This is a genomic window from Pseudomonas sp. TUM25319 (genome assembly GCF_056388475.1).
Genome location: NZ_CM150751.1, coordinates 6,610,504 through 6,633,745 on the forward strand (window position 1 = coordinate 6,610,504; position 23,242 = coordinate 6,633,745).

At 60.6% G+C, this 23,242-nt stretch carries 19 protein-coding genes; 3 read left to right on the top strand and 16 right to left on the bottom strand.

The annotated features are described in order from the left end of the window. Positions 1-162: 162 nt before the first annotated feature. Both AC05QJ_RS29990 and AC05QJ_RS29995 read left to right on the top strand, forming a co-directional pair. The gene (locus AC05QJ_RS29990) at positions 163-570 is read left to right on the top strand and encodes a lysozyme inhibitor LprI family protein (RefSeq protein ID WP_476744777.1); all 408 of its coding nucleotides are present in this window, start codon (positions 163-165) and stop codon (positions 568-570) included. 6 nt (positions 571-576) lie between these two features. Then, complete coding sequence (locus tag AC05QJ_RS29995) at positions 577-996, top strand: DUF3010 family protein (RefSeq protein ID WP_476744778.1); 420 nt, start codon at positions 577-579, stop codon at positions 994-996. A gap of 79 nt (positions 997-1,075) precedes the next feature. Here the strand turns inward: AC05QJ_RS29995 and AC05QJ_RS30000 are convergent, their stop codons facing one another. The 16 genes from AC05QJ_RS30000 to tssB form a co-directional block, all read right to left on the bottom strand. Next, on the bottom strand, positions 1,076-1,618 hold the full coding sequence (locus AC05QJ_RS30000) for a hypothetical protein (protein ID WP_476744779.1): 543 nt from the start codon (positions 1,616-1,618) through the stop codon (positions 1,076-1,078). Positions 1,619-1,689: 71 nt separating this feature from the next. Next, on the bottom strand, positions 1,690-2,631 hold the full coding sequence (locus tag AC05QJ_RS30005) for a hypothetical protein (protein ID WP_476744780.1): 942 nt from the start codon (positions 2,629-2,631) through the stop codon (positions 1,690-1,692). 104 nt (positions 2,632-2,735) lie between these two features. Continuing rightward, the gene (locus AC05QJ_RS30010; RefSeq protein WP_476744781.1) at positions 2,736-3,686 is read right to left on the bottom strand and encodes a hypothetical protein; all 951 of its coding nucleotides are present in this window, start codon (positions 3,684-3,686) and stop codon (positions 2,736-2,738) included. Further along, complete coding sequence (locus tag AC05QJ_RS30015; RefSeq protein ID WP_476744782.1) at positions 3,683-6,505, bottom strand: toxin VasX; 2,823 nt, start codon at positions 6,503-6,505, stop codon at positions 3,683-3,685. Before AC05QJ_RS30015 ends, AC05QJ_RS30010 begins: the two co-directional genes overlap by 4 nt. A gap of 11 nt (positions 6,506-6,516) precedes the next feature. Next, a complete protein-coding gene (locus AC05QJ_RS30020) occupies positions 6,517-7,440 on the bottom strand; it encodes a DUF4123 domain-containing protein (RefSeq protein WP_476744783.1) in 924 nt (307 codons plus the stop codon). Then, complete coding sequence (locus tag AC05QJ_RS30025; protein WP_476744784.1) at positions 7,440-9,560, bottom strand: type VI secretion system Vgr family protein; 2,121 nt, start codon at positions 9,558-9,560, stop codon at positions 7,440-7,442. The genes AC05QJ_RS30020 and AC05QJ_RS30025 overlap by 1 nt, the downstream gene beginning before the upstream one ends. Positions 9,561-9,656: 96 nt before the next feature. Further along, positions 9,657-10,175 (bottom strand): Hcp family type VI secretion system effector, encoded by a 519-nt coding sequence (locus AC05QJ_RS30030; RefSeq protein ID WP_476744785.1) that lies wholly within the window; start codon positions 10,173-10,175, stop codon positions 9,657-9,659. 155 nt (positions 10,176-10,330) lie between these two features. Further along, the gene (icmH, locus tag AC05QJ_RS30035; RefSeq protein ID WP_476744786.1) at positions 10,331-11,197 is read right to left on the bottom strand and encodes a type IVB secretion system protein IcmH/DotU; all 867 of its coding nucleotides are present in this window, start codon (positions 11,195-11,197) and stop codon (positions 10,331-10,333) included. A gap of 1 nt (position 11,198) precedes the next feature. Then, entirely contained in the window at positions 11,199-12,536 is a 1,338-nt protein-coding gene (gene tssK / locus AC05QJ_RS30040) for a type VI secretion system baseplate subunit TssK (protein ID WP_476744787.1), read from the bottom strand. Then, positions 12,533-13,552: a type VI secretion system lipoprotein TssJ gene (gene tssJ, locus AC05QJ_RS30045; protein WP_476744788.1), complete on the bottom strand. Its 1,020-nt coding sequence runs from the start codon at positions 13,550-13,552 to the stop codon at positions 12,533-12,535. The genes tssK and tssJ overlap by 4 nt, the downstream gene beginning before the upstream one ends. Then, the gene (gene tagH, locus AC05QJ_RS30050) at positions 13,552-14,862 is read right to left on the bottom strand and encodes a type VI secretion system-associated FHA domain protein TagH (protein ID WP_476744789.1); all 1,311 of its coding nucleotides are present in this window, start codon (positions 14,860-14,862) and stop codon (positions 13,552-13,554) included. The genes tssJ and tagH overlap by 1 nt, the downstream gene beginning before the upstream one ends. Next, positions 14,859-15,878, bottom strand: coding sequence for a type VI secretion system baseplate subunit TssG (tssG, locus tag AC05QJ_RS30055; RefSeq protein WP_476744790.1), 1,020 nt, complete (start codon positions 15,876-15,878; stop codon positions 14,859-14,861). The genes tagH and tssG overlap by 4 nt, the downstream gene beginning before the upstream one ends. Next, on the bottom strand, positions 15,842-17,608 hold the full coding sequence (gene tssF, locus AC05QJ_RS30060; RefSeq protein ID WP_476744791.1) for a type VI secretion system baseplate subunit TssF: 1,767 nt from the start codon (positions 17,606-17,608) through the stop codon (positions 15,842-15,844). The genes tssG and tssF overlap by 37 nt, the downstream gene beginning before the upstream one ends. A 22-nt stretch (positions 17,609-17,630) precedes the next feature. Continuing rightward, complete coding sequence (tssE, locus tag AC05QJ_RS30065) at positions 17,631-18,077, bottom strand: type VI secretion system baseplate subunit TssE (RefSeq protein ID WP_476744792.1); 447 nt, start codon at positions 18,075-18,077, stop codon at positions 17,631-17,633. Beyond that, on the bottom strand, positions 18,074-19,555 hold the full coding sequence (gene tssC / locus AC05QJ_RS30070) for a type VI secretion system contractile sheath large subunit (protein WP_476744793.1): 1,482 nt from the start codon (positions 19,553-19,555) through the stop codon (positions 18,074-18,076). Before tssC ends, tssE begins: the two co-directional genes overlap by 4 nt. Before the next feature lie 145 nt (positions 19,556-19,700). After that, complete coding sequence (gene tssB, locus AC05QJ_RS30075; RefSeq protein WP_476744794.1) at positions 19,701-20,204, bottom strand: type VI secretion system contractile sheath small subunit; 504 nt, start codon at positions 20,202-20,204, stop codon at positions 19,701-19,703. Between the two features lie 463 nt (positions 20,205-20,667). Between tssB and tssH the strand changes: the two genes are divergently transcribed. Next, the gene (tssH, locus tag AC05QJ_RS30080; RefSeq protein WP_476744795.1) at positions 20,668-23,235 is read left to right on the top strand and encodes a type VI secretion system ATPase TssH; all 2,568 of its coding nucleotides are present in this window, start codon (positions 20,668-20,670) and stop codon (positions 23,233-23,235) included. Positions 23,236-23,242: the final 7 nt, after the last annotated feature.

Sequence of the window (23,242 nt, forward strand, 5' to 3'; positions counted from 1 at the left end):
ATGAAGTCGTCCGCCAGGCGGACCAGTACATGGGCCGGGGATGTTACTGGTTGTCGATAATCATTATCAATAACCATCGACAAGCTTCATGCAGATACCCTGTTCTTTGCCGCAACGCTGAGCGAGAATCCCAGCCCATGTTTCCCCGTGAGGATGCCGCAGATGAAATCGATGGTCTGGCTGATGCTGGCCACCCTGGCCGTTGGCGCCCACGCCAGCGAAGAAGAAAGCACCCCGTGCGACAACGTCGAAACCGACCAGCAGAACTACGAGTGCGCGAAATTCAGCCGCACCAGCTCCGAGCGTGAACTCGACGCCGCGTTCAGCGACCTGCAGGACCGCATCAAAGAGCAGTACGCCGGGCAGAACGCGAAGATCAGCGAGCTGACCAAGCGCCTGAATGATGCCGAAGCCATCTGGAAGCAACTGCGCGATGCCGACTGCAAGGTCGAGACCTACGACACCCCTGCCGGCAAAGCCTTTGAAGCGGCGCAGAACACCTGCTTCGCCCAGCGCAACGACGACCGTTCCGAATACCTGCAGTCCCTTGGCCTGCCCACTTCCGACTGAGCCCTCATGAAAATCTGCGGTATCGAACTCAAGGGCAGCGAAGCCCTCCTCGCCCTGGCCACCCTGGACGCCGGCCAGCCTGTGCATCTCGCCACGGCGATCAAGAAAATCGGCATCGAGGACGACGAAGACGCGGCCCAAGTCCGCGACTTCGCTGCGCGCATGCAGGCGTTTGTCGACGAGCACGGCGTCACGCATCTGGCGATCAAGAAGCGCAGCAAGAAAGGCGACTTCGCCGGCGGGCCGGTGACCTTCAAGCTGGAAGGCGTGTTGCAGCTGTTGCAAGGCTGCGAGGTGCACTTGGTGTCGCCACAGACGATCACGGCGCAGGGCAAGAAGCATGACCTGACCCCGCCGGCGGCGCTCAACAAGTATCAGCATGAGGCGTGGAAGAGTGCTGGGGCGTTGATGTTTGTACGGCGCTGAAAGGGGCTCATTCCACCCGCCAGCGGTGCCCCATCAGACCGGGGCGCCACCGTGGCGGGGGGTGTCGCGTAAACGGCTATCAATACAGGTAGTACTTTGCAAAGAGCACTGTGGAGTACACATAGCTAAGTGTCGCTCCATAAACGATCAGCCTGGTCTTCCAGGTCCCGTAGAAAAACTTCTGCCGCGGCATATAGGCCCCGCTACTCTGGCTGGTTTTTCTCCGCTCTGAAAATGCCATTCTCAGTTCATCAATAAGGGCGCTATAGCCCTGCGGATTGCTGTGACACTGAAAATGCAAGGCAAATAGCTTCCCTTTTAATCTCAAGGTCAAACCGTCCTCGAAACTGAAACTCTTCAGGTCATCAAAAGGAATCGGGGCTCTGGAGTTGAACACGATCGTGTCATTCTCGACTCGCGCTACCTCCGTTTCCGACATGAATTCACGGGCTATCAGAAAAAGAGCCATACTGATCATCACGCTGCTCACCACGAGCTCTATCGTGAAAGGCATCCATGGAAATGCTTTCATAAAAGCAATCCAGAAAAAAGGAAGTAGAAACACGGGGGTCATCATCGCGTGAGTAAACCGAGTGCGAATCACGACGTTAGGGGTCTTCATTAACTACACCTACAACTAAATTTAACTTCAGGTAACTTTTAGGATAATTCCGAAAAGTAAGATTCAAACGCTCAGGCATTACCCTCTCTCGACTCAAAGCCGCATAGCGCCTCGATTTCCGCAGGGAATTTGACTTCAGGGACGGAGTAGTCGAGATAGGCCGCAATACTTTCGGGGAACACCATGGTGATCAACCACAACACTTTGGCAGGTGCCCATAGCACCGCCCAGCGCTTGCCTTTTGGGGTGGACAAATCCTCACGGAATTTCTTTGCCCACTGCCGATAGCCATGGAGGAAGGTGTCTTTTCGGGACATCGGTGGAGGCAATGGATCAGGCATTGGCAGCCCTTCCATACCAAAGTCCATGAAATGCTGTATGTAATTCAAGAGCCGGCGAGCAGATTCACCGCTATCGCGCCAGCCAAGATTTCCACAGGAAACAGAAGCCTCTCGCGGGGGGGATTGGGTCCAGTCAACACCGACCAGGAAGAGGGGATTTAGAACTGTGCCTCCACCCACTCCGCCACCTACATGAAGATTGGCTACCATGGGTTGTATCTCTTGCCAATCCAGGGTGACCAAGCGCCATTCACCCGGTATCACATAATAGATTCCCCCTGTTTTCCTATTTATACGGACATGGCCATCCCCTGAATTACGTGTACTTATATAAAATACAAATCCGATCGCTGCGAGAAATACCGGCGAAAGGAATAATGTCAGCAGCACCTCTAACGAGTAAGGCCCTGGAATAGTTGACGATATAATAACATTAACAACAACACCAACCAAAAAAAACATCCCAATAGCACTACCGCATGCACTTTTAATAAGTTTTGCCCCTGAGTAAACCTCCAGACAATCCTCATTAATCCGCCGCACGCCAAGATCTTCGCTTACGCAGTCAGAACTAATTTTCTCACTGAAAATGCTTGAGCGAGGCCGACCTATTGGAATGGCGCCTGCCAATACGTTGGATGGCAGTTTAGTTATTTCTAATCCCGACTTCATTATCATTCCCCGACAACACTAAACACCTCCTATAAAAATACTTCTGGAGTAGCCAATCCAAAAGCTATCGTTGTGACGCGGAGATCACGGACAATTAGCCAATCTCAGCGATTCGACGAATCTTCACTATCTGGTTCAAATCCGCACAACAAGTCGATTTGTTTAGGAAACCGAACTTCTGGAACTGTATAGTCTAGATAGGCTCCGATACTGTCGGGGAACACCATGGTGATCAGCCACAACACCTTGGCTGGCGCCCATAACACCGCCCAACGTTTTCCTTTTGGGGTGGACAGATCCTCGCGGAATTTCTTTGCCCACTGCCGATATCCATGGAGGAAGGTGTCTTTTCGGGACATCTTTGGAAGCAGGGGACCGGGCAACGGCAGCCCTTGCGGACCATAGTCCATGAAATGCTGTATATAGCCGAAAAGTTCGCAGGCGGACTTCCCATTGTCACGCCAACCTATGTTTCCGCATGAAATTGCAGCCTCTCGCGGAGGAGACTGAGTCCAGTCAACGCCAACCAGAAAAAGTGGATTGAAAACGGTGTGACCTGCAGCCCCACCGGAAACAATAATATTGCCAGCCATTGGTTGTATTTTTTGCCAATCCAAGGTAACCAAGCGTAACTCTCCAGGGACGACGTAATATATTTTCCCTGTATTCCTGTTTATACGGACGTGGCTACCTTGTGAGCCTCTGGTCATCAAATACAGCAAGCCTCCGATCGCTGCCGAAAATATTGGGAAAATAAAAAACGAAAACAAAATTTCTGCTGAGTACGGCCCTGGAAGCACATTGAAAATAATTACATTACAAATAACACCCATCAAGAAAAGCACACCGACAGCACTGCTGTACGCACTCTTTATGCTTCTAGCTCCCGGAAATACTTCTAGGCAGCCCTCATTAAATCTCCGTACACCAAGGTATTCAGTTACACAATCTTCATTGATCTTCATCTTGAAAGTACTTGAGCGAGATCGACTTATCGGCTTGGCCCCATCCAGTACATATGATGGCAACCTCTCCACTCCGGACTTAAACTTCATAGTGGTTTCCTTACTGGGGCCAGAATTGACTCATCAATTGTTTCCGAGAACCATCCTGAAGATCTAAAAACCAAAGGCTTTGGCGCATCTGGCTGCTGCAGGGCCAAGGTGGGTTGTTCCGTTACATCTGGCCTATAAAGGTATTCAAGTTCTACTTGAGCATCTTCATGCATGGTTATAATCCAGCCTCTTTCCACACCTGCATCGTCAGCCAAAGGAGAATATAAAAAATGACTATCTAAACCCACTGCATCACCGGAATATGCAATAACCTCATCAGCGCGGAGTGCGGTCAGAGTCTTGCCTCTCAAGAAAACTTTGAATTCGGCAAGAAATTCAGACCTCGCACTATCCTGAATTGGCAAAGTGCATTTTAGCCATAATTTTCCTGCGGAATTATTCACCTTCTCCCACGTTGCACTGACCTGCGGACTGTATTGGATACTACGCCAAGCGGAAATTTCACTTTCAAGTGAAAACTTCGGAATCGACTTCCCCCAGGCAGAATGCTTCAACAGAATTTCCATCGGCCCATGTTCTGCCTCGCCAGCAAAATATGTGAAATATACGACGAGACTTACTGTTATTAATGCGATGACCAACCAGCCTTTTGGACCAATCTTAAGAAGCGGGATCCCAAAACCTTTACCCGTAAGTTCCTTCAACGCCAGGGAACCAGATGCCGCTGTTGCATACGCCGATACCACACCAAAAACAAATGCACCGAAATACATTAGAGCCTGTTCAGGATTATTATCCTCCCAGGCTTCATATGCTTTTAGCAGGTCTGCAAATGAAATAACAAGTAGCGAACCCGCCCCAGCAACCAATGACCCTAACTTTATACCAGATGCCCGTAGGGCCTTAGCAAAACCAACATTACCCTTCGCGCCTGCAATGTATGACGCCGAAAACGCTGCCACCTCGATTGAGGCACCAATCAATGCGAATCCCCATCCACCTACTGATAGATAATTTATAAGGCTGGGTTCTTTTTTTAGGTCCTCAATGGAGTTTTTCATCCCCCACATCGCAAGCCCCAGCCCGATTCCTGCAAAAGCTATCCCCCCGGGCTCCTGCATTTTTTTCCAAGCACGTAATAGCGGGTTCCCCTCAGTCGGCATTACCTCGGGCTTCCCCAATATTGTGCTCGGCGATACTTTCTCCCACTCCCAGATCTCGACATACTGAGTGACTGACTGTTCCCTGGTACCTGGCAGCGGTCCAGGGCCGTCCTCCAGGCGAATATTCCAGCGTTTATGTATATCGCCCAGCTCCGTATAGCCCTGCAGTTCCAGCGACCATTTCTTAAACTGTTCCAGCGGCACATCACGTCGGCCCACCACGACCCCGAATCGCATCTCGGCTATATGCCTGAGCCGGCGGGCATAGACTTCGGAAATATGAGGCGGTGCATTGGAGAGCGCTGGCCACAGAAGCCGACTCAACATATCGGTAACGATCGTCCCAGGACGCTCATCCATTACCTTGTCGAATACCTCGTAAACACGTTTTCCAATGGTCAAGGGATCGTTCAACCTGCTCATCAACGAGGCACTTCCCGCGCTGAATGCACGCCAAAGCGGACTGTCTTGCGGATTGGCTTCAATCTGCTCGCTCAAAACCTCCAGCCCAGCGTCGGTATAGGTACTCACCGCCAGGCAATTGAGCACTGCCTGTTCGTAATCACTTGCATTGTCAGCACACGACAGATCAAACAACTCCAACGCTTTGCCCACCAGTCCGGACTTGTTCATCAACCGGGCCCAGACGGCAGCGGCAGTCCCCGAGCGTTCGATTGCTTCGTTGAACGCCTTCACCTGTTTCTCGTAGAGCGCCCCGAAGCCCTGCGCACCTTCGAGATCCACCAGCTTGCGCTGGCGTTCCAGCGCGTCATAAATCTCCTGTTTCTTCCCCCCTTCCACGTAACTCTTCTCGGCATGCTTAAAGTAGCTGGTAATGAGCGCCGCACTTTGCAAGCGATGCTTGTTACTGGCCTGGTAGCGATCGCGTTTGGCCACATCCACTGCACAGATCTGGTTGAGTTCGCTGGCCATACCCAGGAAGTCATTCAGTACTATCGCCAATGGCTTGATGTCTTTTCGCGGCAGCAGGGCCCGATGCATGGTGGGAAAGATGACGTCACAGGTCGCCATATCTCCCGGCAACTCGACTTCACTCCAGGAAAAGTGGCGAGGCCGTTGGCTCAAACCCCGGGATAACAGTTCAGGAGTGGATAAACTCAACAGGACTGCATCAAAAGCATTCTTCTGCTCCGGACCCTGCTCAGGCTTTATCTCGGTTGCCAGCTGACGCCTGAGCCCATTGGTGTCCCGCTCGATTTTCCACAAGGTGGCGTGGGTGAGGAGGGTGTCGCTCATCATCACGTACACCGTCTCGGCAATGCTGGCCTCAGGCGCCAGCAGGTAAAGGGTCGAGCCTGCAATATCGGGGGGAACGTGCCGTCCAGGTGCCTCGTCGTTGTAGTCCGCCTCGCTCCACCAGAGGGGCGCGAAGCGCACATCCATGGTGACCTGATAGTGACGCGTACGCATGCGCCCCTTGTGGAAATAGAACAGGTAGACATAGCTGCTGGGCCTCAGTACCCGTAGCCCATACGCCTTGCCTGCCTTCAGCTCTGGATACCCCTCCACGCTTAGCATTGGGTAGGCCACAGCATTGAGCGGTTGCTCCGATACGCCATAGCGCAGTGGATACAGCGGCACGCCGCGCTCACACGGCGGGGGAGAAATGGTGTTCAGGGTTTTGCAGCCAGGACGGTCGGGCTGCACGGCTTTCTTGAACGATGCGGTGGACATTGAGGGGTTCCTTAGAAAGACCTGGTGACGATCTGGTTGAGCCTGTCGTTGATGTCGAACAGGCGCTGCAGGCCCTGGATATCGGATTGGCCCAGTAGTGAACGGATTTCCTGATCGTTGCTGAAAGCGTCCTGCGGATAGCGAAGGCGTAGCTCCATGTAGAAGCGGATGTCGCGCTCCAGCAGGAAGCCGAAGCCCTCCGCCTCCTCGAGGAACACGACCAGTTGTCGACGCATGCGCAGTTGGTTGTGCTCGGAGGCAAAGATGGGAAAGCGCTGAGTCATGAGCTGCGAAAAATGACGAAGGAACCAGGCACGGCCAGCAAGGTTCAGGGCGGCCTCATCACTGCGCGTCAAGGTGATCCGCGAATCGAAATCAAGCCTGCCGGGCGCGGCAATCTGCGCCGGCATCTGCAACCATTCGCCAAAGTCCTTGCCTGCATGCCAGATCGCACTGTTGATCGGCCCGAAAATACGAGCTCGCTGTTCTGCAGGGAGGGATTCGCAAATTTCCTCAAGCGTTCGCAGTGCGCCCAATTGGAACGCGAGAGGTTGATCATCCGGGCCAGTGAGTTGCTCGAGGGCTTGAAGATGCTTCTGTAGTACCTCTGAGTCTTCAGGACCGATCAGGATCAGACCTGCCTGCTCCGGCCCCCAGCTGCTGATGAACTTCTCCAGCAGAAGAGCGTTGAGCGGCACTAGCATCGGGCCATGTCGATAGCCAGGGTAGTCGTACTCTCTCGGTGTCCCACGCCAAAGCCATTGAACAGAGAAGGGGGCGGCCAGGGGCATTACTTCGGCCTCCAGTTCCACACGGTTTCTTCCGTCAAGCCAAAGCCACGTTTTGCCCTCGGCTTCCAGCCGAGGCCAGTCAGGCTCAGCCACTACCTTCACAACCTGCCGTGGCCAGCCTGAATCGATAGCCTGCTGATCCATCACACCACCCCCTTGGCACAAGGACATGGCACTCGGGAACAACTGCCGTCGGCACGCATGCCGCACACCTGATCCATGGCGACGCCGTCCTTCGCCATGCCTGTCACACCGTGACCAATGCCGCTACCGTTGCTCTTGAGCTGCACTGGTCCCTTGATATCAAGGGCGACGCCGTTCAGAGAAATGCCTGTCCTGTCGATCTGGAAAGTGCCGCCTGGCGCCTCCACGACGAACGCCTCCTCTACCTGGATTCGATAGGTCCTGGTCCTGTGCCGGATCTCTTGCACCGCATCCAGATAGGCATGGCCCTGCACAACTTCTTCGCGATGGTTGCCAATCTCGATACGGTGGCTGGCACCGGTCTTGTCCCATCGTTCATTGCCAACCTCTTCCGTGCGGTCCTTTCCCGTCTTGATCCTGTGATTGCGGCCAATGGTCAAATCATCGTCCTGGCCAGCTTCATGACGCCGGTCGCGGCCAATGAATACCTGCTCGTCATTGCCCACGGTGTCCTTGCGGTCGTGGCCGATGGTCAGGGTCTCGTCGTTTTCCACCTGCTCGCTGCGGTCATGCCCCACGAAGGTGGTTTCGTCATGCTTGACGACGTTGTTCTGGTCCTTCTGCGCATGGATGAACACCTCTTCCAGCCCCGCCTCGTCCTCGAAGCGCAGCTCGTTGAAGCCATTGCCCTTGTGGCTCTGGCTCTTGATGGTCATGCGGGTCTTGTGTCGGGGCAGTTCGTAGGGCGGTCGCTGCAGGGCGGTGTAGACCCTGCCGGTGATCACCGGCTGATCGGGATCGCCGTCGAAGTTGGACACGATCACTTCCTGGCCGATGCGCGGTATCGCCATATGCCCCCACAGCGCCCCGGCGATGTTCTGCGACACGCGGATCCAGCAGGAGCTGTGCTCGTCTTCCTTGCCTTCGCGGTCCCAGGGGAACTGCACCTTCACCCGGCCGTATTCGTCGCAGTAGATTTCCTCGCCTGGCGGGCCTACCACCCGGGCGGGCTGCGGGCCGTCGATGCGGGGTTTGGGCAGGGCTTCGGGACGCCACTCGGTGTCGTCGGGCACCAGGGTGGCGATGCAGTTGTAGTGGGTGCCCTCGCGGGCATCGGCGCTGTCTTCGGCAAGGCTGGTGTACTGCTTGCCGTGGTGCTCCAGGTGGATCGGGCGCCAGCCGCGGTTGAGGTCTTCGCGGGGATGGCCGACGAGGTCGAAGCAGATGCCTGGCACCAGCCGCGCATCGTCACCTTCGGCGATGACCTGGCAGGCATCGCCCCGCAGCCCGCGCAGGCGGTCGCGGGTGAAGGCCTCGCCGGCTTCGCCCTTGTAGCGGCCGGGGTAGTCGTAGCGCTCGTAGCCGCGCTCCTGATGGTCGAGGTCGCTGGCCTCGCGGCGGGTCTGCTGGTTGTACTTGGGGTTCTTGAAGCTGTAGTCGCGCTGCACCTGGCGGGCGGTGCGCACGTTCTCGGTGTAGATGAACCGGTGCAGGGCCGGGCCCGGGCGGTCGCCGCCAGGCTTGGCGTTATATTCCACTGGCGGATCGGGCTGCTTGCCGAAGATCCAGAGGCGGTCGCAGTGGATCAGGCGGTGGCCTTCGGCACTGTGCCGGAAGCCGTAGAAGAAGCCCTCTTCCCTCATGATCCGCTCGGTCAGTTCATAGTCTGATTCCCCTGCCTGGACGCAATATTCTCTTGTCTCATGGGGATTGGTAACGCGCTGCTCGTAGTCGAGGGTGAGGGCGTGTTTCTTCAGCATCGCGGTGGCGATGTCGGGCACGTTGAGGGTCTGGAAGATGCGCCAGTCGGAGGTGAGTTTCATGCGCGCCAGGCGCGGCTCGACCACGGCGTGGTAGCGGGTGCGGCGAAAGCCGGTGTCGCCCTGCTGGAACGAGCTGACCGAGCCGTGTACGTAACGCACCGGCTGCTCGCCTTGCCAGAGGCTGAACAGCGCCGGGCGGTCGAGGATTTCAGCGAAGTCGACGGCGGGGTTGGTGCAGCTCAGGTCGATGTCGAGACGGAAGGTTTCGGACAGGCCTTCGCTCAGGCGGAATTCGACGACCTCGAAGTCGTCGCTGCCCGCGCTGAAGGTAAAGCGCAGATCGGATTGGACGGGCATGGAAAGTCCTTGTCAGCCCGCAACCGGGCCAATGCTCCTGGTACAAGAGAAAGTGACCGGCGCAAGGCTGCGCCGGTCGCCTGGAACGCCCGGTAATCAGGCTTCCTGTGGCTTGCGCCAGTCGTCCGAGGCTTCGGTGCCGGAAATGCCGTGGCTCCAGGTGACCTTGCGGTAGGCCATGGCCACCTTGATCAACTGGGTGTACCCGGCGTTATTCGGGTCCTGGACATGGGGCAGCACGGTGCTGATGTTGACGATGGTGGCGTCTTCGAGCTTGGTGGTGAAGAAGTGCTCCTGGCGGCCCTCGGTGGAGGTGCGGTACCACTTCACTTCCACTTCCGACAGGGTCTCGCCGTTGGCCAGGGCCTGGTACAGCATCGGCGTGGCCTTGTTCAGCGCTGCGGTGAAGGTGAACGGCTTGTGCACACGCTGGCCTGCGGGCTGCCCGCTCTGCGGGTCGGTCGGGGTCTCGATGCGGTGTTCGATTTCCTGGACCAGGATCTGGTCTTCATGACCCTCCTGGTAGACGTTGCCCACGGATTCGGCGGTAAAGGCGCCCTTGGTGATATGGCCCTGGGTCTGGCCGTGAATGCTGATATAGGCAGGAGTCGGCATGGAGTGCTTCCTAGATTTCAATAAGGTGAAGGCCTTGTGGGCCATGGCGCCATCGCGGATGGCAAGGGGTTGCGGGCAAGCGTCAGGTCGAGTCGACAGGCATTAATGCTCTCCATTGGCACGGTGATTCGGCCCCTGACCGAGGAGTCCGGGGGTCATGACTTGAGGATGAATTCGAGGGACTGGAGTACCTGTTCGGTGGTCTTCTCCAGACGCATGGAGAAGAACAGGTACACCCCGGTCAGAACCACGCCGGCAAGCGCCCATGGCGTCCACAACGGCCACTGGAAGGAACGGCGGTAACGGCGGGAGGTGACGTTGGCCGGTTCGTCGAACAGGCGCTCCGGCGCATCGCCACGCTGCGCGCGCAGGATGCGGTGCAGCTTGACGATCAGGCCGTTGAGCACTTCCTGGCTGTCGTGCTGCTGGCCGTACTTGCCCTGGAAGCCCAGGCACAGGCACATGAACTTGAATTCCAGGATGTGCTGGTAACGGGCCGGGTCCATCTGCATGCGCGCCAGGACGGTGAAGAACTTTTCGCCGCCCCAGGTCTCGTTGTGGTGGTAGCTGAGCAGGGAGCGGTCCCGCCACACAGACGCACGCCCCCAGGAAGTGCCCATGACCGCTTCATCAATGAAGGCGCACAGGGCATAGCGGTAAGCCAGCTGAGTGACCGGATCGTACCCCCCTTGCCGGACCTCCTCGGACAGGACAGTGATCTGGTTGCGGACCCTTTCGTAGAGACGAGAGACGTCATTGCACGACTCGAGTCGACGCAGCCCTATCACCAAGCCAAAGAGTGGCTGAGCGGCGTCGATCAGCGGATTGAGGCTGTGACCACGCAGTTGGAATTGCAGGTCGAGATCCTCATCGACATTGCCCGGACAGTTGGGGTCTAGCCTGCTCTTGTCCTGAATGGCCTCGGCTTGTTCAAGCGACTGTGGGTCATCAACCTCCGAACCTGATGTGGGGGAATTGGCCGATTCATACCGGACCTCACTTACCTTGATTGAAGTGCTCATGTCATTGACTCCGGATCGCCCAGAACTGCAATTGCAGCTCGGGGAAATCGCCGCTGATATGGAAGCCGAAGCTCTTGGCGCCTTTTGGCATCAAGGCCTGCCAGCTGGCCGCGGTGCGGTCGAGCTGGAAGTAGGTGAAGCCGGCATGGAACGGCAGGTGCCGTGGCGCCACCGGCAGCGGGTTGAGCGGGATGCCGGGCAGTTGCAGGCGGATGAGGTCGTGCACTTTGTCCTGGGAGGCCACCTTGGCCTGCTGCAGGAACAGCTGACGCAGCTTTTCCAGGGGCATGCGGGCATGCACGGCGAGGATGAAGTCGGCGCTTTCCACCAGGCTGGTGTCGTTGACCTGGGCATGCAGGAGGCCTTGCGCCTGCTTGACCAGCGGCAGCGAGACGGCACGCGGCTGCAGCACGGTCGAGAGCTGCCGGCGCAGGGTCTGCTCCAGCAGCAGGAAGGTGTTTTTCGGGTTGTCGTGCTGGTAGCGAGGAAACTCGGGGGCCAGACGATCGTCGTCGATGCAGGTGGCCAGCTCGCCCGCGGCCTGGCCACAGGCCAGATAGGCATCGACGGGACGCACGTCCGGGTCCCGGGCCAGGTGACGGAAGCGGTGCTGCCAGCGATTCAGCGCCTGCAGCAGGCTGAAGTCGGTGAAGTCGGCGACGCCGGACTGGCTGGGCGAGCCGATGCGCTGTGCGATGCTCTTGGCCCGCTCGTGCATCAGCGACGAGATCTCGTCCATGAAATGAGCCAGCGGACGAATGCCATGCAGGTACAGGCCGGTGATGTAGAACCCGCTGTCCATCAGCAGGCTGCCGTCGGGTCGCAGGTCGAGGATGCGGCCCAGGGCCAGGCCGGTGAAGGCGCTGCGGTCGTCGCGCTCCAGGGCCAGTTGCAGGTTGGGTACCGCCAGGCCCAGCGAGGTGTAGCCGCCTTCATGGCTGTGGGTGTCGCGAACCTCTTCCGCAGACAGCAGGTAGCGGCTGTTGCCGTAGCTGTCGGGCCAACGCACCTGGCTGCTGCCATCGGCACGCAGTTGCAGGGTTAGGTAGACCGTCTGGTTGGCGGCACCGGCATCGGCAATCGACAGCGGCGCCGGCGCCGGCTGGTCGTGGGGGATGTCGAACGGTGTGCCGTCCGGCATGACCCCCTTGGCGCGGACGATGGCGATCTTGCCGAAGGCGAGGAATTCCTGGTTGAGCTCGAGCTCGGAGAAGCCATATCCGTAGCGGCTGCCGCTGCGCGCATCGATGCGGTGTTCCAGGTAGCGGGTGGTTTGCTGGAAGTGCTGGGGCTTGACGAACAGGCCCTCGTTCCAGACGACGGGATTGCGGGTGGTCATCGGTAGTTACTCGCTTGGGGGCCAGTGCAGACCGGGCTGCGCACCGGCCGGTAGCTTTCATCGGTGATGGCGACGCGGCTGCCTTGCAGCATCACCAGGAGGGGGTATTTGCGACCGCGGGGCTCGATGCGGAAGACGTCGTGCCAGCGCTCGGCATTGGGCGCATGGAAATCGGCCACCACCGCGATGTAGCGGGCGTGTTCGTCGACAGCGGCGAACTCGATGAGCTTGAACTGGCCGGGCACGAGGATGTAGTCGTCCGAGGCCAGCAGCGTGCTGCCCAATGCTTTCTCGGGGGCCTGGCGCAGCCGCTCGGGGTCGGCGTTCTCCAGTAGCGAGTCGTCTTTCAGTTGCAACACGCGAAAGCCGATGGGGGTGGCATTGCCCGGCGTGGCACGCACCTCGGGCGCCCGCGCCAGGCTGGTGCCGCGGCCGTACTGCCCCAGTTCCGGGCTGCCCGTGCCCGCCATCCAGGCGGCCTCTTCGTCGGTGGCCGACGCTTGCCCCTGGCGCAGCATCCAGGTCGAAGGCACGGGCCGCCGCGCTGTCGCAGTCCCGGCGAACAAGGTTTCCGGCTGTGACTTGCCCAGGGTCAGCGGTGGCGCCTGCTCGTCGACGACCAGGCCGGGAATGGCCAGGCGCTGGCGGACAGCCAGGGCGCCGGACGAGCTTGTCGTCCCCGGCTCAAGATGACCGAGCAAGGCTTGCAGGTGGGCGACGAGTTCGTCCTTGCTGGCGCTGTGCAGATTGACCGCGAACGGGCCTTGCTCTTCCAGGCCGACCAGTGCTGGCTCCCGGTCGTCCATCGGTCCGGCTGCCGCGCAACTGACCGGGTTGGGATTGACGTCCGCACTGGCATACAGGCTCAGGGCGACCTGCGTCGGCTGGTCATCAGCGCTCCCGACCTGGATGGACGGATCCATCAGGACCTGGCCGGTCTTTTTGAAAACATTGCCCACGCTGCTGCAACCGGCAAGAACGGTCGCGGCGAGCAGGAGCGCGATGACATGCTTCATCATGCCTCCGCGCGCACAGCCTGGTCGAAGGCCTGCTCGAAGACCTCCCAGAACAGCTTGTCGAAGCCTTGCTGACGCCCGGACGTCAGTTCTTCGTAGTAGTGCCCGTACATGCTCCAGGCCCAGTCGCCGGCCTGCGCTTGCGAACCGCGGGCCTGGCGATAGCGCTGGAACCGCTGCTCCAGTTGCTCGGGGGCAAACGCCTGCAGCAGCGCGGCGAGCCCGGCGTTGATGGCCTTGTGCACGGCGACCTGCTGGCGCCGGATCTGCTCCAGCGACTCTTCCACCGCCGCGGCGGGCGACAGGTGGACAACACTGCGCTCGGTGGAGAACAGCGCACGCACGGTGTCCGGATAATCCAGGCCAAGGCGCAGAGGGTTGTCTTCGATAGGCTGCAACGTGCGTCCGGCCAGGGATATGCGTTGTTGCTCACCGGGCTCGGCAACGTTCAGCGCGCTGAGCCCGCGAATCATCGCCCCGAGGGTGCGTCCCGCCTCGTTGAGCAGGGCGTAGGTCGCCTGCCCGTCGACCGCCCCGATCGGCGCACCGATGCCGTCTACCACGGGCTCGATCAGGCTGGCGGGATCGGCCTGGCTGGAAAGCTGGCGTTGCAGCCATTCCTGGCTGGCGGCGGGCGGGATGTCCTGTTCCGACATGGCGGGTTCTCCTGGTGCATGCTGGGGGGCGCCATAGATGGCTTCGAATTGGGTGGCGACGTCGGCCTGGGCGGCCAGCGAGCTGGTCGGCCGCAGGTCATGGCCGAGGGTGGTGGCGCCTTCGAGTGAGGCGTCTAGGGCCTGAAGCGGGTCGAGCAGGCCGTGGACCGACGGAGACGTACCCAGTGCATGGAACTCGCTCCAGCCTGGCGACGGCCGAGCATCGGCGTCGCCCTCCTCCGCTGCGGCAACGGGCAAGCTGTCCAGGTGCTCGGCGAGCCGTTGAACGGGGTCGTCTTCGAGCGCAATGGCCATGGCGGCGCCCAGACGCACGGAGATCCGATACGGCCCGATGTGCAGCGTGTCGTGGTTGCTCAACCTGGCGTAGATACCCGGTCCGAGTGGCTGGGTCTGGTCGTTGACCGTGGTTTTCCCGCTGCGATCGAGGAGCAGGAAACCGCCGTCCTGATAAAGGATCTCGCAGTGATGCGCCTGCACCCGTCGCTGACGGTCGAACAGTATCCAGCTGTCGCCGGACGATCCGATGGTGCCGCCTTTGCGATCGAAGACATGGGTGGGACTGCTGCCCTGCTGGAGCACGTCGGGGTTGTCCACCGTCAGGGACAGGGTTGGTTCGGATGCGGCGAAGGTCATGTACGTACCGTGAGTCGGACAGGGGAAGGCACGCACCGCTGCGGTTGCTCGAGAAAACTGCTCCAGCCGAGCTGGCATCCGGTGTCGTGGCCAAGGTTGAAAGACGGGACCTCGTCGCAGCACAGCCCGAGTTCGAGGTCACAGGGGGTCTGGTCACGCAGCAGGTAGGCGACCAGCATGCGCAGTCGCTCGAAGTTCTCGCCGTTGGGCAGGAACTCGCGAAAGCGCGCCTGCGACAGGCTGCTGATGACGATGGTGAACTTGCAGTGGCGCGTGCGGACGCTGTCGCCGATGCGGAAGCTGTGGCCCAGCTGGCCATTGCCCACCGCGAGCTGCGTGCGATCGCCCTTGGGGATGTCGCAGTGACGCAGCTCGAAATCACGCAGGCTGACGTCGTCCAGGTCGAAGCAATGGGCAATCAGCCCCGTCACCATGGCTGGGGAGCGGCTGCGGTGCACCACCGTGCCGGCGAAGCTGAGCAGACGCCCCCAGGCAATCGGGGTCGCGCCGCGAATGGCATCGTCCTTGAGCCCTACCAGGGCGAAAAGGCGCTGCGAGAGTCGATCACTGGCGCCGGCACGAAAGCGGATGTAATGCCGGTATTTGCGCCAGCCCTGGTGCAGCAGCGTCAGCAGGCGGTGGTTGAAGAAATCGAAGAACGCCGGGCGGATACCCTCGCCCTGCCCGGCCTCGTAGGCCAGGCGCTCGAGGTAGTACGACGGCAGCGGCGAGTCGGGCCCATGCATGCCGAGAAAGGTTGCCTGCACCAGGAACTGGTGGGGCAGATCCTCACCCAGGCGCTGCGCCAGGGAGACATCCGAAGCCGGGAAAGCCATGCCGGCACAGTTGCTCAGGCGGATGCGCTGCTGCTCGGCGGCATAGGCATCGTCGGACTCCAGATCGTCACCATACAGGCCGTGCAGCCGTTCGAGCAGGCAGAAGAAATCGTGCTCCCTCGCTTCGGCAAGCAAGCGATCGGTCAGATCAGGGGCTGGGTGCCGCTGCGCATTGGCCATGCGTAGTGCTCCTGATTCTTGACGTTGATGGCTTCCAGCATGTGGAACGAGGAGATGCTGGCGTACACGGAGAGGAAATGGCTCAGCACGGTGCCGAACAGATACAGCTCGCCCTCGCAGGAGAAGCCGTCCTGGTCGAGCCTGACCAGGCTGCGCAGACCACGGATGGGCAAGGCCTTGAACATGCGTTCGACCGGAGCGGTCTGCACGTCCAGCAAGGCATCCAGGCGCATCTGCGTGGCACGTGCCCGCTGGATATCGTGATGGGCGGCAAAGTCGTAGGCGCGGATAACCGCCTTCAAGGGCTCGGCCGACAACAGTGAAAGGTAGGTGGGCGACAGGTTGGAGATCAGCGTCCACAACAGGTCACCGTCCAGCAGGGGCCGATACGACGGGGTGGGCGTGGTCAGGTTGCGACAGGACACGAACGTGGGCATGCCCGGCGTGCGCACGCAGATGTCGCCCACGGTCAGGGACAACGGCAGGTCGCGGTTGCTGCAGGTGAGGGAGAAGGAAACCGTCTCGTCTCGCCCGACATAGCGTTGTTCATCGCTGCGGACGAACGACAAGCGGTGTTCGACCCCTTCGTCGAGCAACGACTGGGCGACGCGGGTGCGGTAGTAGAGGACCGTGCGGCCCCGCTCGAAGTCGATCTGGTGACGAAGGGACTCGAACGGCTGGTAGGTCCGCAGCCAGGTGTCATCGCGCCCGGTGCCTTCGCTCTTCCAGCCATCGACGCGATCGATGCTGAAGATCTCGTAGGCATCGGGCCGCCCGCCGGCTGGCCGCAGACGATAATCGAGGGTCTTTCCGCTCAGCCTGACCGGCTCGGCCTCGTGCTCGAACAGGTTGATGGCGGGCGCGCAATGCAACGCCAGGTCACCGGTTCGTACGCGCAGATCGTCCGGCATCGGCCGGCTGAAGGTGAACTCGAGGCGGATGCGCTCCGTGCTGGTGCTGGGCCAGAGCGCGCGCAGCCCGGTAAGGCCGAAGAAGAAATACCGGCGCGGGAACAGGAAGTACTCCTGCAGGATGCGGTACCCGTCCAGGGCATTCTTCGGATAGGGCAGCAGCGCCTCGTCCGGGCTGAACCCCGGAAACACGATCTGGTTGGCCGGGATGTGCCGGACCATCCCGTCGCACTCCAGGCGCACACCGGCCAGGTACCTGGACAGCCACAGGTACAGGGTCATGGCGCTGTAGTCGCTGCCGCTCAGGTAGAAGTCCAGCCCGTCGCAGTCGTAGGTGCTCGGCGGATTGCCCGATACGGTGAGCAGATCGACCCGGACCGTCGACTTCTCCAGCGAATGGGCGTCACTGACGTTGTCGATCTGCAGGGGGTAGATGTCGACGTCCGAACAGATACGGTATTCGCACTCCACGCCATCGATGCTGCGCGACCGCACCCGCGTGCCTCGCGCAATCCGCTGGCGCGAGGTGATGGAGCGATCCTCCAGCGGGAACTGCATGATGGTGGCGCTCGGCAGCGGGCGCAGGTAGTTCGGCCACAGCAGTTGCAGCAGGGGGTGGGTCAGCTCGGGAAAATCGTCGTCGATCTTCAGCCGCAGCCGGGCGGTGAGAAAGGCAAAGCCTTCCAGCAACCGCTCGACATCCGGATCGCTGGCCTCGTCGCCCAGGAACCTTGCCAGCTGCGGGTTCTTGCGGGCGAACACCCGGCCAAGCCGGCGCAGGTAATCGAGTTCCTCGCGGAACTTGCTTTTCAGCGACATCGAGCCTCCTTGGCCATGATCTTCACAGCACCAGAATCCGTTGTTGGCGCTGATGAACCAGCAGGTCGATCTCTACCTGCTCGGCTGCATCAACGAGTGGCACCTGGCAATGCAGGCGAAAGCACAGGCCGGGCGTGTGCTCGTCCGCCGCGACCGGATGAACGTCCACCACCTGCACACGCGGCTCGTAGCGAGCGACCATTTCGCGGATGTCCTGGCAGATCCGGGTCCTGAGCTCCAGCGGCCCGACGGCCGCATCGTTCATGTCGGGCAGCCCCAGATCGGGGCAGCTCTGCGAGCTGCCCCGGCGGGTATTGAGCAACTGCTCCAGGTTGGTCTTGATCGCCCTGACCCGCTCGCCGGACAACGCCTTGCCGGAGCGCGAGCGCAGCGGCGGCTGGTCAGGATCGAGCCGATGGAACAGGCTTCCCGACCCTGCCGCTGGCGGCGTGGTGACATTCACCCTCATTCCTTATCCAGTCGGCCGACGAGCGAGAGCTCGAAGTTGGCGCCCATGTACTTGAAGTGCGGGCGGACCGACAGCGACACCTGGTACCAGCCAGGGTTACCCTCGGCGTCCTGTACCACGATGTTCGCCGCACGCAGCGGACGACGACTGCGCACGTCGGAGGACGGGTTTTCCTGGTCGGCGACGTATTGGCGAATCCAGTTGTTGAGCTCGCGCTGCAGGTCGGGACGCTCCTTCCAGCTGCCCACCTGCTCGCGCTGCAGCACCTTCAGGTAGTGAGCCAGGCGGTTGATGATCATCATGTAGGGCAACTGCGTGCCCAGCATGTAGTTCGTCTGTGCCGCCTGGCCTTCCGGGGTCTTGGCGAACACCTTGGGGCGCTGTACCGAATTGGCCGAGAAGAACGCCGCGTTGTCGCTGTCCTTGCGCATGGTCAGCGGGATGAAGCCTTCGCTGGAGAGCTCGAACTCGCGCCGGTCGGAGACCAGCACTTCGGTCGGAATCTTCGCTTGCAACTGGCCAAGGGACTCGTAGAGGTGCACCGGCAAGTCCTCGACCGTGCCACCGGACTGCGGGCCGATGATGTTCGGGCACCAGCGATACCTGGCGAAGCTGTCGACGATGCGACTGGCCATGGCGAAGGAGGTGTTGCCCCAGAGGTAGTGGTCATGATTGCCACCGATGGTTTCGCGATAGTCGAAACTGCGGGCGGGGTTCTCGAGGGGGTCGTAGGGCTGGCGCAGCAGGAAGCGCGGCAGGGTCAGGCCCAGGTAGCGGGCGTCCTCGGAATCGCGCAGGCCGCGCCACTTGGTGAACCGCGGCCCGTCGAAGATGTCCTTCACCTCCTTGAGGTTCGGCAACTCCTGGAACGACTCCAGGTCGAGCATTTCCGGCCCGGCAGCGCCCAGGAACGGCGCGTGAGCCATCGCCCCGACCGAGGCCACGTAGCCAAGCAGCTTGATGTCCGGCGCCGACGGCCCGAAGGTGTAGTTGCTGACCATGCAGCCGACCGGCAGCCCGCCGAACTGGCCGTAACCCGAGGTGTAGACGTGCCGGTACAGGCCACTGCGGGTGATGTCGCCAGCGCTTTCGAAGTCGTCCAGCAACTCCTGCTTGCTCACCTGCAAGACGTCGATGAGGGTGTTTTCACGAAAATCGGTGCGGTCGACCAGGAACCGCAGCCCGCGCCAGCTCGACTCCAGCGCCTGGAAGCCCGGGTTGTGCAGGATCACGTCCACCTGCTTGCCGATCCTGGCGTCGATCTGCGCCAGCATCTGGTCCACCCGCTGTTTGTTGATCGGCTGCTGCCGGTCGGACGACTTGAGCATTTCGGCGATGAACGCCGCTACGCCGCGCTCGGCGATGGCATAGCCCTCCTGGCTGGGCTCGATGCGTGTCTGGGCCAGGATCTGGGCCAGCAGGCCACCTTGCTGATGAGAGTCTTGTTGTTCGACAGGAGCGGGGTGCGCTGTTGTCATGCTCATATCCTTTGAAACCTGAATGGAATGAATGCGCTGCCTCGCAGCACGAGGCACCGGCGACGGGACACGACTCGCGCACTGCCTTCATGCGCAAGACACATCTCGTCTCTCGGAAGTTGTTGCGGACAGAACCCGCCGACGGTCAGTCCCGGCTTGTGCCGAGTACCGCCTCCAGCTCACTGGCCAACTGGCTGCGCGTGGCCTCGTCGCCCAGCATTGCCTGCAGTTGCTTGCGGAACTCGGGGACGTTGCCCAGTGGCCCCTTGAGGGCAACCAGCGCCTCGCGCAGCTCAAGCAGCTTGCTCAGCTCGGGAACCTGGCGCGCGATGGCATCGGGGCTGAAGTCGTCGAGGGAATTGAACGTGAGGTCGATATCCAGCGTGTCATCGACACCGTCGGTCAGGACACTGGAAACACTTTCCCTGAAGCCGATGTTCTTCTCGGCCATGACATTGTCGAAGTTGTCCTTGTCGACCCGGACCGGGATGCGGTCCTCCAGCGCGCTGTCTTCGTCGCGCCCGATGAAGTCCCCGGTCACCAGCAGGCGCAGAGGAAGCTCGACTTCCTCCTGCTCGCCATTGGTTGCCGGAACGTAGGTGATATTGATGCGTTCTTTTGGGGCTACCGACCCATTCTTGTTTGCCATGAAACCACTCCTTCGGAAAATCGCCGCATGAGTGGGTATCCAGTGCAATGCCATCGCGTGAACGGCACACGACGACGCCGCGACGAATTCGAAGAATCCGCAGGCGGGAAAGTCGAGGCCATTACGCAGTTCAAGCAGGCATTAGTGGATACCGACCCACAAACGCCGCTAAAACTAGTACAAGGACAAACTGCAAGAAAATAGGAAATTTCCGAAAGTACGGGGTGGAATTACTTCAAAACATTAGATTCCAGTCTGCGGGAAATTTCCAAATAGTTATCGGAATATTCCTATATACGGAGAATCAACTTTAATGCTTTCTTTCCGCACTACCGTGTGCCAGCCAATCTGTTAAGCATTTGCAAACAAATAATAGTTAACCAGCAACAAATTGAAACTTTATTTGATGATCAGGCACGCAACAAGGAAACCCCTCCCCCTTATCAAAGGCGAATTCCGATAAATGATCACGGTTGATCTGGCTACGCTAATAGAACGTCTTGGACCCTGTTGCCGACTGGCTCTGGAAGAGGCGGGAAACCTGTGCATTGTCCAGCGTGGCGCGGAAGTGACCGTCGCTCATCTGTTGACGGCCTTCCTCGGCCAACCGGCTTGCGACGTGCGTATCACCCTCGCGGACGCGGGGCTGGATGTCGACACGTTGCGCGATAGCCTCTGCGGCGATGTCAGTGAGCATGACTCGCGACATGGCCAGTACCCTTCCTTCTCACCGCTGCTCGTCGATGCCTTGCAGGATGCCTGGCTGCTCAGCTCGGTAGACCTGGGCCAGGCCCACATCCGCAGCGGCGCGGTGTTCCTGGCCACCTTGCTCAACCCGGCCCGCTACCTGCCGCTGGCTGCGATCCGCTTGCTCGATGGCATCAATCGCGAGGCCTTGCGCAAGCACTTCGGCGAGCGCCTGGCGGCGTCCGCAGAGGCCCCGCAGCGCAACGACGGCGCGGCTGTAGCGAACGCCGTGTCCGGCGAGAACAGTGCCCTGGCGCGGTTCGGTCACAACTTCAGCGCCCTGGCGCGGGAGGGCGGGATGGACCCGGTCCTGTGCCGCGACCCGGAAATAGACCTGATGGTCGATATCCTTTCCCGCCGGCGCAAGAACAACCCGATCGTGGTGGGCGATGCCGGCGTCGGCAAGAGCGCGGTGGTCGAGGGCCTGGCACAGCGTATCGTCCAGGGCCGGGTACCCGAGTCGCTGCACCGGGTCGAGCTCTGGGGACTGGACCTGGGCGCCCTGCAAGCGGGCGCGTCGGTCAAGGGCGAGTTCGAGAAGCGCCTGAAGGCGGTGATCGACGAGGTCCGCAGCGCGGCCTCGCCGATCATCCTGTTCATCGACGAGGCCCATACCCTGATCGGAGCCGGCAACAGCGCCGGCGGCAGCGATGCGGCCAATCTGCTCAAGCCGGCGCTGGCCAGGGGCGAGTTGCGCACCATCGCCGCGACGACCTGGTCGGAGTACAAACGCTATTTCGAGAAGGATGCGGCCCTCGCCCGCCGCTTCCAGCTGGTCAGGCTGGAAGCGCCTTCACCCGAGCAGGCCGTGCATATCCTGCGAGGCCTGCGTCCGGTCTACGAAGCGGCGCACCAGGTGTTCATCGGTGACGACGCCTTGCAGGCCGCCGCCGCGCTGTCGAACCGCTACCTCAGCGGCAGGCAACTGCCGGACAAGGCCATTGATGTACTCGACACGGCGTGTGCCCGAGTGGCATCCGCCCTGGCCGAGCCGCCCCGACGCCTCAATGCCCTGGAAAACCGGCAACAGCAGATCGACAGCGAATACAACCTGCTGGTGCGCGACAGCCAGGCTGGACGCACCATCGCGAAAAACCACCTGGAAGCACTGAGCACGGCCCGCCGCCAGGTGCAGCACGACATCGAACAGCTGCGCCAGGATTGGCAACAGCAGAAGGTGCTGGTGGACGAAATCGTCGCATTGCGTGCAGACAACCACGACGGCGAGGCGGCCCGGGCGTTGCGCGACAAGGTCGCGCAGCTGAACCTGCTGCAGCGCAAGGAGGCACTGCTGCACGCCGATGTCGGCGCCGAGCAGGTGGCCCAGGTGATCGCCGACTGGACGGGTATCCCCGCCACCACCATCAGCAGTGACCAGATGGCGCGCCTGGACAGCCTGCCCGCGAACCTGCGGGCGCGCATCAAGGGCCAGGATGCGGCGCTGGAGACCGTGCACCGGCACATGCTCACGGCCCTCGCCGACTTGCGCCGCCCCGGCACGCCGATGGGGGCATTCCTGCTGGTAGGCCCCAGTGGCGTCGGCAAGACCGAAACAGCGCTGGCCGTGGCCGATGCCCTGTTCGGCGGCGAGCAATTCCTGACCACCATCAACATGTCCGAGTACCAGGAGAAGTTCACCGTCTCGCGGCTGCTGGGCGCGCCACCGGGTTACGTCGGCTATGGCGAGGGTGGCGTACTCACCGAAGCCATTCGCCGGCAGCCCTATTCGGTGGTGCTGCTCGACGAGGTGGAAAAAGCCCACCCGGAAGTGCTCGACCTGTTCTACCAGGCCTTCGACAAAGGCGAGTTGAACGACGGCGAGGGCCGGCGCATCGACTGCCGCAACGTACTGTTCTTCCTGACCTCGAACCTGGGCTTCGACCAGGACGGCAGCGCGCTGGATGATCTGGAAGGTGACCGGCTGCGGCAAAAACTGATGGGGTTCTTCAAGCCTGCACTGCTGGCACGGATGCAGATCGTTCCGTATCGCTACCTGGACGCGGAGGTGCTTGGCGAGATCATCGACAGTCGCCTGCAACGCCTGCAGCAACAACTCCTGCAACGCTACGAAGCCGACCTGGTGATCGACGAGCGCGCGCGAGAAGAACTGCGCGCCCGATGCGCCCGCCATCGCAACGGCGCACGCATGCTCGATGCGGTCATCGACGGTGAATTGCTGCCTCCCCTTTCGCTGGCCGTCCTGCAGCGCCTGTCTCGCGGCGAGCAGATCCAGTCTGCTGAACTGGGCTGGGACAACAGCACCTTCGTCGCGACGCTGGGCTGATCATGAA

Excerpts from the sequence above, each read along its gene's own strand:
- tssC (WP_476744793.1), bottom strand. The coding sequence starts at position 19,555 with ATGACAACAGCGCACCCCGCTCCTGTCGAACAACAAGACTCTCATCAG.
- AC05QJ_RS30015 (WP_476744782.1), bottom strand. The coding sequence starts at position 6,505 with ATGTCCACCGCATCGTTCAAGAAAGCCGTGCAGCCCGACCGTCCTGGC.
- tssB (WP_476744794.1), bottom strand. The coding sequence starts at position 20,204 with ATGGCAAACAAGAATGGGTCGGTAGCCCCAAAAGAACGCATCAATATC.
- tssG (WP_476744790.1), bottom strand. The coding sequence starts at position 15,878 with ATGGCCAATGCGCAGCGGCACCCAGCCCCTGATCTGACCGATCGCTTG.
- AC05QJ_RS30005 (WP_476744780.1), bottom strand. The coding sequence starts at position 2,631 with ATGAAGTCGGGATTAGAAATAACTAAACTGCCATCCAACGTATTGGCA.
- tssK (WP_476744787.1), bottom strand. The coding sequence starts at position 12,536 with ATGACCACCCGCAATCCCGTCGTCTGGAACGAGGGCCTGTTCGTCAAG.
- AC05QJ_RS30020 (WP_476744783.1), bottom strand. The coding sequence starts at position 7,440 with ATGGATCAGCAGGCTATCGATTCAGGCTGGCCACGGCAGGTTGTGAAG.
- tssJ (WP_476744788.1), bottom strand. The coding sequence starts at position 13,552 with ATGAAGCATGTCATCGCGCTCCTGCTCGCCGCGACCGTTCTTGCCGGT.
- tssF (WP_476744791.1), bottom strand. The coding sequence starts at position 17,608 with ATGTCGCTGAAAAGCAAGTTCCGCGAGGAACTCGATTACCTGCGCCGG.
- AC05QJ_RS30000 (WP_476744779.1), bottom strand. The coding sequence starts at position 1,618 with ATGAAGACCCCTAACGTCGTGATTCGCACTCGGTTTACTCACGCGATG.
- tssH (WP_476744795.1), top strand. The coding sequence starts at position 20,668 with ATGATCACGGTTGATCTGGCTACGCTAATAGAACGTCTTGGACCCTGT.
- AC05QJ_RS30010 (WP_476744781.1), bottom strand. The coding sequence starts at position 3,686 with ATGAAGTTTAAGTCCGGAGTGGAGAGGTTGCCATCATATGTACTGGAT.
- AC05QJ_RS30030 (WP_476744785.1), bottom strand. The coding sequence starts at position 10,175 with ATGCCGACTCCTGCCTATATCAGCATTCACGGCCAGACCCAGGGCCAT.
- tssE (WP_476744792.1), bottom strand. The coding sequence starts at position 18,077 with ATGAGGGTGAATGTCACCACGCCGCCAGCGGCAGGGTCGGGAAGCCTG.
- AC05QJ_RS29990 (WP_476744777.1), top strand. The coding sequence starts at position 163 with ATGAAATCGATGGTCTGGCTGATGCTGGCCACCCTGGCCGTTGGCGCC.
- icmH (WP_476744786.1), bottom strand. The coding sequence starts at position 11,197 with ATGAGCACTTCAATCAAGGTAAGTGAGGTCCGGTATGAATCGGCCAAT.
- AC05QJ_RS29995 (WP_476744778.1), top strand. The coding sequence starts at position 577 with ATGAAAATCTGCGGTATCGAACTCAAGGGCAGCGAAGCCCTCCTCGCC.
- AC05QJ_RS30025 (WP_476744784.1), bottom strand. The coding sequence starts at position 9,560 with ATGCCCGTCCAATCCGATCTGCGCTTTACCTTCAGCGCGGGCAGCGAC.
- tagH (WP_476744789.1), bottom strand. The coding sequence starts at position 14,862 with ATGACCTTCGCCGCATCCGAACCAACCCTGTCCCTGACGGTGGACAAC.